12 protein-coding genes are annotated in these 6,522 nt (G+C 65.6%); 1 reads left to right on the top strand and 11 read right to left on the bottom strand.

What is annotated here, in order from left to right; translation table 11 throughout:
- Positions 1–523 precede the first annotated feature (523 nt).
- Positions 524–670 carry a hypothetical protein gene (locus tag ACFWF3_RS19555; RefSeq protein ID WP_379314742.1) on the bottom strand — a complete coding sequence of 49 codons (147 nt, stop codon included), beginning with the start codon at positions 668–670 and terminating at the stop codon, positions 524–526.
- Positions 671–896: 226 nt separating this feature from the next.
- Between ACFWF3_RS19555 and ACFWF3_RS19550 the strand changes: the two genes are divergently transcribed.
- Positions 897–1,301, top strand: a complete 405-nt coding sequence (locus ACFWF3_RS19550) for a hypothetical protein (protein ID WP_379314741.1) — start codon at positions 897–899, stop codon at positions 1,299–1,301.
- Positions 1,302–1,319: 18 nt separating this feature from the next.
- Here the strand turns inward: ACFWF3_RS19550 and ACFWF3_RS19545 are convergent, their stop codons facing one another.
- From ACFWF3_RS19545 to ACFWF3_RS19500, 10 genes are all read right to left on the bottom strand, one after another.
- On the bottom strand, positions 1,320–1,616 hold the full coding sequence (locus ACFWF3_RS19545; protein ID WP_379314740.1) for a hypothetical protein: 297 nt from the start codon (positions 1,614–1,616) through the stop codon (positions 1,320–1,322).
- Positions 1,617–1,777: 161 nt separating this feature from the next.
- Positions 1,778–2,122 (bottom strand): hypothetical protein, encoded by a 345-nt coding sequence (locus ACFWF3_RS19540; protein ID WP_379314739.1) that lies wholly within the window; start codon positions 2,120–2,122, stop codon positions 1,778–1,780.
- 35 nt (positions 2,123–2,157) lie between these two features.
- On the bottom strand, positions 2,158–2,319 hold the full coding sequence (locus tag ACFWF3_RS19535; protein ID WP_379314738.1) for a hypothetical protein: 162 nt from the start codon (positions 2,317–2,319) through the stop codon (positions 2,158–2,160).
- Between the two features lie 96 nt (positions 2,320–2,415).
- Positions 2,416–3,357, bottom strand: a complete 942-nt coding sequence (locus ACFWF3_RS19530; protein ID WP_378989176.1) for a hypothetical protein — start codon at positions 3,355–3,357, stop codon at positions 2,416–2,418.
- Between the two features lie 93 nt (positions 3,358–3,450).
- On the bottom strand, positions 3,451–3,891 hold the full coding sequence (locus ACFWF3_RS19525; protein WP_378989177.1) for a hypothetical protein: 441 nt from the start codon (positions 3,889–3,891) through the stop codon (positions 3,451–3,453).
- Positions 3,888–4,028: a hypothetical protein gene (locus ACFWF3_RS19520; RefSeq protein WP_378870702.1), complete on the bottom strand. Its 141-nt coding sequence runs from the start codon at positions 4,026–4,028 to the stop codon at positions 3,888–3,890. Before ACFWF3_RS19520 ends, ACFWF3_RS19525 begins: the two co-directional genes overlap by 4 nt.
- Positions 4,029–4,203: 175 nt before the next feature.
- Positions 4,204–4,980 carry an N-acetylmuramoyl-L-alanine amidase gene (locus ACFWF3_RS19515; protein WP_379314737.1) on the bottom strand — a complete coding sequence of 259 codons (777 nt, stop codon included), beginning with the start codon at positions 4,978–4,980 and terminating at the stop codon, positions 4,204–4,206.
- 228 nt (positions 4,981–5,208) lie between these two features.
- Positions 5,209–5,463, bottom strand: coding sequence for a hypothetical protein (locus ACFWF3_RS19510; protein WP_063005185.1), 255 nt, complete (start codon positions 5,461–5,463; stop codon positions 5,209–5,211).
- A gap of 19 nt (positions 5,464–5,482) precedes the next feature.
- Positions 5,483–5,713 carry a hypothetical protein gene (locus tag ACFWF3_RS19505; RefSeq protein WP_379314736.1) on the bottom strand — a complete coding sequence of 77 codons (231 nt, stop codon included), beginning with the start codon at positions 5,711–5,713 and terminating at the stop codon, positions 5,483–5,485.
- A 32-nt stretch (positions 5,714–5,745) separates the two neighbouring features.
- On the bottom strand, positions 5,746–6,522 hold a 777-nt coding region (locus ACFWF3_RS19500; protein WP_379314735.1), incomplete at its 5' end, for an alpha/beta fold hydrolase.

The following is a 6,522-nucleotide window of genomic DNA, read 5'->3' as shown; positions in this document are numbered from 1 at the left end:
ATGCGTGGCTCCGGTTGTGGACCACGGATGACATGAGTGACCGCCTGCATAGAGCTGCTCCCCGGCGTTGGTTCAAAAACCCTGAACACCGACAAGGGCTACGACGACAGCGCGGGATCACTCGATACACCCCTGGCAAGGAACCCGAGACAAGTCACCGCAGGTCGGTGAATCGTGGAACAGACAATCGCCCCGCTTCACCAGTCCGGCGCTTGGCGATCCAGTGGAACGCCGCAGCGACATCCACTACGTTTTGATGAATATTGCTGTGGCACTCGTCCGTTGGCAATGGCTCAGCGATCAAGCCCGACAGGAACTCGGGGCGTCGCGGCCGACAGACAGGGGTGTATCCGTGAGTGGCTCGCCCGACGTCAATTACCCGTCGGGGCGCCCGTGTAGTCAACCGTCAGTGCGGACCTACCCGCAGGGGGTTTGAAGATGTCGACGATGCTGTTCATGACAGCTAGGCGACGTTCCTCGCGGGCGGTGTCGAGCGCCGTTTGTGGACGCGGCATCGGCCTAATCACAGGCGGTCGGTGCCGGTCGCCGCGATGACGGCGGCTTGGACGCCTTGCAGCCCATTGATGATCGACAGCAGCAGGTAAGTGCCGAGGTGTAGCCCTCCAGATGTCGACGACTCTTCGACATCGGGATCGTCGTCAGATTTCATCGACACATCACTGTCTGCGTGCCGCGGTGAGCCCATGGAACCTGGGCGGGGCGGCGTGGACGATCGCTCGACTGAATCATCAGCATCACAACGAAACTGGCTGGTAGCGAGGATAATTCACAGTAAACGTGATGAGCCCCACAATTGATCGGCGTTGTTGTGTCGGCGCGGCCGTATCAGCTTAAGCTTCGTGTGCTCTCAAGGCTGAGATGTTTTGGGAGACAACATGTTTGATGGCTATCTCTCTGGGAGTTCGAGAAAATTGAAGAAGTTTATTGCCGCGACCTGTCTTGCGATCGCGGCAACAGCGGCGTTCGCCAGTACTGCGCACGCCGCGCCGGCACCTGGATTCGATCGCAGCGCAGTCACCAGTAGCCCGGTTCAGGCTGCACCGATCGCGCTGACGCCCGAGCAACGGGCCTACTGCCAGAACATCACCACGAACGGCTTGATCGGCATGGGCCTGGGCGCCATCGGCGGGTTTGTCGCAGGTTCGGCTATCGGAGCCTTTCCCGGCGCGATCATCGGCGGGGTGGTCGGTGGCAGTACCGGCAGCAGCGCTCCGATGCCGGACGCGGACGCCAGCGGTCAGCCGCCGGTCGTCAAGTGCTTCTCCGGCGGGGCGTTCTGATCGACCGCTGGCGCGGGACTAGCCGGCGGCCGGTTTGAAGATGTCGACGATGCTGTGCATCGTGGACAGGCGCCGTTCCTCGCGGACTACGTCCATTGCTGTCTGCGGACGCGGCATCGGCTTCACCTGGGGTGGATCCGCGCCGGCTGCCGCGATCACGGCCGCTTGGACGCCCTGCAACCCGTCGATGATCGACAGGAGCAGATACGTGTCGAGCGTGTAGCCCTCCGGGGTCGGTGGCTCTTCGGCGTCGGGATCGGGGTCGGATTCCTCCATGTCGAGCCAGTACTCGGCGAGTTCACGGTCCAACGCCAAGGCCGTCTTGTAGTGCGACCCGCGGGGTAGGCGGTCCTTGAAGCGCCAGATGGTTCGCCAGTCGCGGGTGCGGAACTCGATGGGCCCGAAGCAGTCTCGGACGTCGATGCCGCGCTCGAGTAGGTCGTATTCGAGCGCGGCACCGAACTTGTCCCAGAACTCTACGAGCCCTCGGATCCCCCCGGCAGCTCCATGGCGCCTTCGCCGTAGAAGTGGGCGTACAGATCGTTCTGGAAGGCCACCCATTCGTCGATGGGGCGGTCGGCGAACAGGTCGTCGACCGCCTCGTAGGCCTCGCCCAGCAGGATCTGTAGCTGGTCTTCTTCGTCGTCGGTTTCGGCCAGCAGGCGCGCCTGTCGGCGGGTCAGTGGCTGGATCGCGATGTCGGCGGTCAGGTGGTAGGGGCCGCGTCGCTTGGCTGCGAGTTCACGCTGGATCTCGTAGAAGCGGCCTTCGTCACCGCCGGCCACCTTCGTAGCCGTTGACGTTTTGCGGGGTGCTGCCATCAGGGGATCTCCGGTTTCGTGGTGGTGGAACGTAGTTACTTGGCGGGCTTGGCCGCGGCGACGGCCTGCTTGACGTCTTCCTTGACGCGGTGGCCGAGACCGAACATGGCGTCACCGAACGCCGAGGCGTCGAACACCTGGTACTCGTGCGTGCCGTCGGTCATCGTGACCGGGAACTGGGTGGGGATAAAGGACACGGGGGTAGCCCCGCTTTCTCTCCGGAAGCTGACAGGAAGTGGCCGCGTGCCGCGACCGGAGAAGCACGGCACGCGACCACGTTTCATGGGCGTCGACTACGCAACGGTGACGACGCAGTTGACCGAGGCCAGCGCGGTGCCACCGGTCGGGGTGTACACGATGCCGACGGTGGTGTTGCCCACGGTGGCGTTCGCGGCGGCGGTCACGAAACCGGACGCCGACACGGTGATGTTCGAGCCACCGGCCGGGGTGAAGGCGCAGTTGGCGTTCGGCAGGATGCCGCCGAACTGGTCGGTCACCACGATCGGCGCGGACGTGGTGGTGCCACGGGTCACGCTGATCGGCGCGGGCGTGATCGCCGAGACGGTGTACTTGATGCCGGTCGCGGACAGCAGCTTCTGCCAGCCGGTGCCGCCGAAGCCGTGGGCGACGGCGTAACCGAGGGTGTCGTCCTTGAAGGCGGTGAGGGTGAGCTTCTCGCCCATCAGGTTGGTGGGGGTCCACTGCTCACCACCCCACTTGGTGACGGCGACCTTCGGCATGATCTTGAAGATGTAGATCGGGCTGGCGTCGGTGCCGTCCTTGCCGATCACGACCGCGGAATAGTAGTTGATCTGCGGGGTCGCGGGCTGCCAGAAGCCGACCTCACCGTTGGCCGCGGCCTGGGTGGAGGCCAGGTTGGTGTTGCTGGTCAAGGCCAGATTCAGCAGGTTGGTCTGCTGCGGCTCGAACTCGATGGTGGTGATGTCGCTGGTGATGTCGTCGCGGACCGGCTGCATCTCGCCGTACGCCTCGATCGGCGATGCCGTCACGGCGCGCGCGAAGTTGACACCGGACTTCTTGTCGATCAGGCCGACCGACTGGTACGACGCGGGCAGCGCGAGCAGGTTGCCGGTGGCGTCGGTCATGCTGCCCGGGGTGACGGGGGTCGAGTTCGGCCACGGGGCCAGGAACACCGCGGCATCCAGCGGCTTGAGCAGCAGCTGGCGCTGGGCGGCCTTCAGCGTGGTCAACGGGGTGGACGAGATGGGAGGCAAGACAATCTCCATTCATGTGCCCGGTGAAACGGGCTGGACAAGGAAGGGCACCCACGCGATCGAATATGTGCGTGGGTGCCGGTGATATGCCGTCTACTGACGGCGAGCGTCGATGGCGAAGGCGAGCTCGACCATCTGGTGCAGCGGGTCGAGGTCTGGGAATTCGCTCGTCCCGCGGCTGCGACGCAGATTCGGGGCACTGAAACGCGGTTCAGCAGCGGCGATTTCCTCCACGTAATCGACCAGCACGCCGTTGAAGCGTGCGGCCGAGGCGTTCAGAAAGGCATCGCGCACCTGAATCGCCATGGTCTGCGCCTGCTGCCTGCTGCTGTGAAAAACGGCCGCCCGCACCTTCGCCTGGTAGGTGATCGCATTGTGATCGAGCGTGCCGCCCGTCGTACGAACCCAGATCAGCGGCAGCGTGATTTGGCTCGCCAGCGCAGGCAGGAAACTCACGGTCGGTGCGATAGGTGTGAGCAGCCCGATCATGAACTGCTCGAAGTCCGGGAACTGCCCGGCGTATGGGCTGGTCATGCGACACCGTCGTCGAGTGCCGGGGCGATCTCGACAGCGGCGTGAAGTACGCCCGTCGAGGATTCCGATGGCTCCGACGCGGTGGCTTCCTCAGCGCCGAGCGCGGAACTCGCGGCGAACGTAGTCAATTCCGTCATGGTGATCTCCGGGAGTTGGGAACGGATGCCGCTGGGAATCAACCGCATTCGCGATGTGGCGGTGCGGGCCATCGAGGCGGTCCGTTGTGGGGTCAGAGGCCGAGCAGCGGCAGGACTACCGGCGCGAGCACAATGGCCAGCTCGAGCAGTTCGAGAAGGATGGGAAGCAATGGATTCACCTCCCCTCGGATGCGGGCGTTTCGAGGGCCTTCAGGCGGTCCAGGATGTCGGCGAGGACGTCGACCACGGTCATCCCGTCGAGCTGTTCCCAGCCCGCGAACATGCCCGCATCCCGCTGCTGGCTACCGCACAGCTGCTCGCGGATGTCTTTGACATCGGTGCCGATCGGGCCGCAGAACGCGGTGATGAAATCCTGGATCTGGGTTACTTCGGATGCGCTCATCGGAGCGTCCTCTCCGTCGATGAATGCCTGCACTTCGCGACGGAACTCGTCCATGTCGATGCCGGCGGGGTCGATTTTTCCTTCGTGGGAGTACTCGCGGTGGGCCACGCAGTCCTCGGCGTCGCGGCCGATGCGGGCCAGGATGGCCGCGCAGCCGCGCTGGTAGGCGTCGAGTTGGGCTGGGGTCCAGTCGGTTCCGTCGCCGCGGGAGACGGCTTCGATGCCGATCACGTGGTAGTTGGCGTTGTCGGTGGGCCAGCCGGGCCAGGAGCCGCGGCCCGCGTGCCAGCACACGCCTGCGGCGATCACGCGGAAGGTGCCGTCGCGTTCGAGGACCAGCTGGGCCAGCGGGCCGGGGAGGTCGGCGCGGCCGTCCTGGACGATGCGCCAGTCGTTCTTGCCGCCGCCCGCGGTGTGGTGGCAGAGCACGCCGCGCAGGTCACGGAAGTCGCCGTGGCCCCGGTCGCGCCAGCCCTCGTGTTCGATGACGTCCAGCCCGGCAGCGCGCAGCACGTCGGCCAGCCATACCGGGTCGCCTGTCCAGGCCATGGGTATCTCCTTGTGTGAGTGAAGGTTCGGGGTCCCGCCCTCGTGGACGAGGGGAAGCGCCGAGGGCGGGACCTTCGCTCCTGACGCAGCGGCGACGTCTACGACCGCAGACCACCTGCGGGAGACGGGCGCGTCAGGAGCGCGGCATGCGGCGGGCTCGAATCCCGCACCGTGTCGAGTGTTCTCCGGGGGCCGACCGCATGCAGTTCGGGAACGGCGGGGTCGCCGTCAGATTTCTTCTTGGAGGGTGGCGGGGATCTTGTAGTCCGCCACCGGGGGCTCCATGCCAGGGACGTGCAGGCGCAGGAAGCCGAGCAGTTCGTCGATGTGTCGCTGCAGTGCGCGGATCAGCCGGATCGCGTCGCGGAATCGGAGGTGATCGTCGGCGGCCTGTTCCTCGAGCGCGACTACCCGCTCACGCAGCTTGGCGACCTCGCGGGCCTGCCATGCGGTCACCGCGCCGATGACTGTCGCAAGGGCCATCCCTGCCGCTTGTACGAGTTCAGGGCTTAACCACGATGCCATCCGGTTCACCCACCGATCCGGTCATCGGGGTAACGGCGGGCCTGATGAGCACGCCCGCGATCAGCGGCGTCGACAATCCGTACAGGGTGAGCAGTGTTTCGATCCATGCCGTATCGATCTCGCGACCGAGCAGATAGGCGAGGACACCCGTCACAGCGACGAGCACCGACCGGACCAGCGCGGGCTCTGGGGTTTTGCTGATTCTCATGATGTGTTCCTTCCCACAGGTTTTCGCGGGTCTCAGATGCGCCCTTCGGCGACATCGCGGTTCAGTGCCTGGGCGAGTGCGCGGGCGTGGCCGTATCGGACGTAGTCACTGGTGTGCCTGCCGTCGAACAGGTAGCCGCGGGCGTAGGCGATGGCGCCGGTCCAGTGGCTCCAGTTGGACGGTGACCACCAGCGCTGCAGTTGATTTCGGGTGGCGGTGTCGAGCATCCGCTGTGCCCAGCGCACCGCCGAGTTCGCGCTGGCGAAGCTGAAGAAGGCGCTCAGATCCGCGATGGTCCGCAAGGGGTTGCCGGCGGGCAGTGCGGTGATGGGATCGCCTGGCGCCGCGGCCCAATAGGCGGGGATACCGTCGATGGGCCGCTCACCGACAACGCCGTAGCCGCCGGGGTCGGTGTCGCCGAGGTACTTGCCCGCCGGTCTGCGCGGATCGGCGATCAACGCGCAGGCGATCACCTCACGGCCCGGATGCTCACCGCGGCCGATCTCCGCCGCGAGGTCACCGGCAACCGCCGCACCCTGCGAATATCCGGCCAGCACCACAGGGTTCGGCGACCGGTCGACAGCCGCCAGGAGCGCGCGCTTACCTTCGGCAACACTCTCGGCGTAGCTCACCTGCGACCCGTAGTCGGCGGGATACGGGACCATCCGAGGGGTGAACATCGACTTGTTCAGCGCGTCGGTGAAGGCAGCTGTGACGCCGTCGCCGCCAGGATTCCAGGTTCCGCCGACCACGAGTACATCGATCGTGCGGGGCGATCCTTTCGGAGACCACAGTGACATGTTCGTACC

Origin of the sequence: Nocardia sp. NPDC060220, from assembly GCF_042727815.1 — a bacterium.
GTDB lineage: Bacteria > Actinomycetota > Actinomycetes > Mycobacteriales > Mycobacteriaceae > Nocardia.
The sequence above is the reverse complement of the archived record's forward strand: the minus strand, read 5'-3'. Positions and strand labels throughout refer to the sequence as shown.

Coding starts and splice junctions, on each gene's coding strand:
- ACFWF3_RS19555 (WP_379314742.1), bottom strand. CDS start 670: ATGAAATCTGACGACGATCCCGATGTCGAAGAGTCGTCGACATCTGGA.
- ACFWF3_RS19550 (WP_379314741.1), top strand. CDS start 897: ATGTTTGATGGCTATCTCTCTGGGAGTTCGAGAAAATTGAAGAAGTTT.
- ACFWF3_RS19540 (WP_379314739.1), bottom strand. CDS start 2,122: ATGGCAGCACCCCGCAAAACGTCAACGGCTACGAAGGTGGCCGGCGGT.
- ACFWF3_RS19525 (WP_378989177.1), bottom strand. CDS start 3,891: ATGACCAGCCCATACGCCGGGCAGTTCCCGGACTTCGAGCAGTTCATG.
- ACFWF3_RS19520 (WP_378870702.1), bottom strand. CDS start 4,028: ATGACGGAATTGACTACGTTCGCCGCGAGTTCCGCGCTCGGCGCTGAG.
- ACFWF3_RS19515 (WP_379314737.1), bottom strand. CDS start 4,980: ATGGCCTGGACAGGCGACCCGGTATGGCTGGCCGACGTGCTGCGCGCT.
- ACFWF3_RS19510 (WP_063005185.1), bottom strand. CDS start 5,463: ATGGCCCTTGCGACAGTCATCGGCGCGGTGACCGCATGGCAGGCCCGC.
- ACFWF3_RS19505 (WP_379314736.1), bottom strand. CDS start 5,713: ATGAGAATCAGCAAAACCCCAGAGCCCGCGCTGGTCCGGTCGGTGCTC.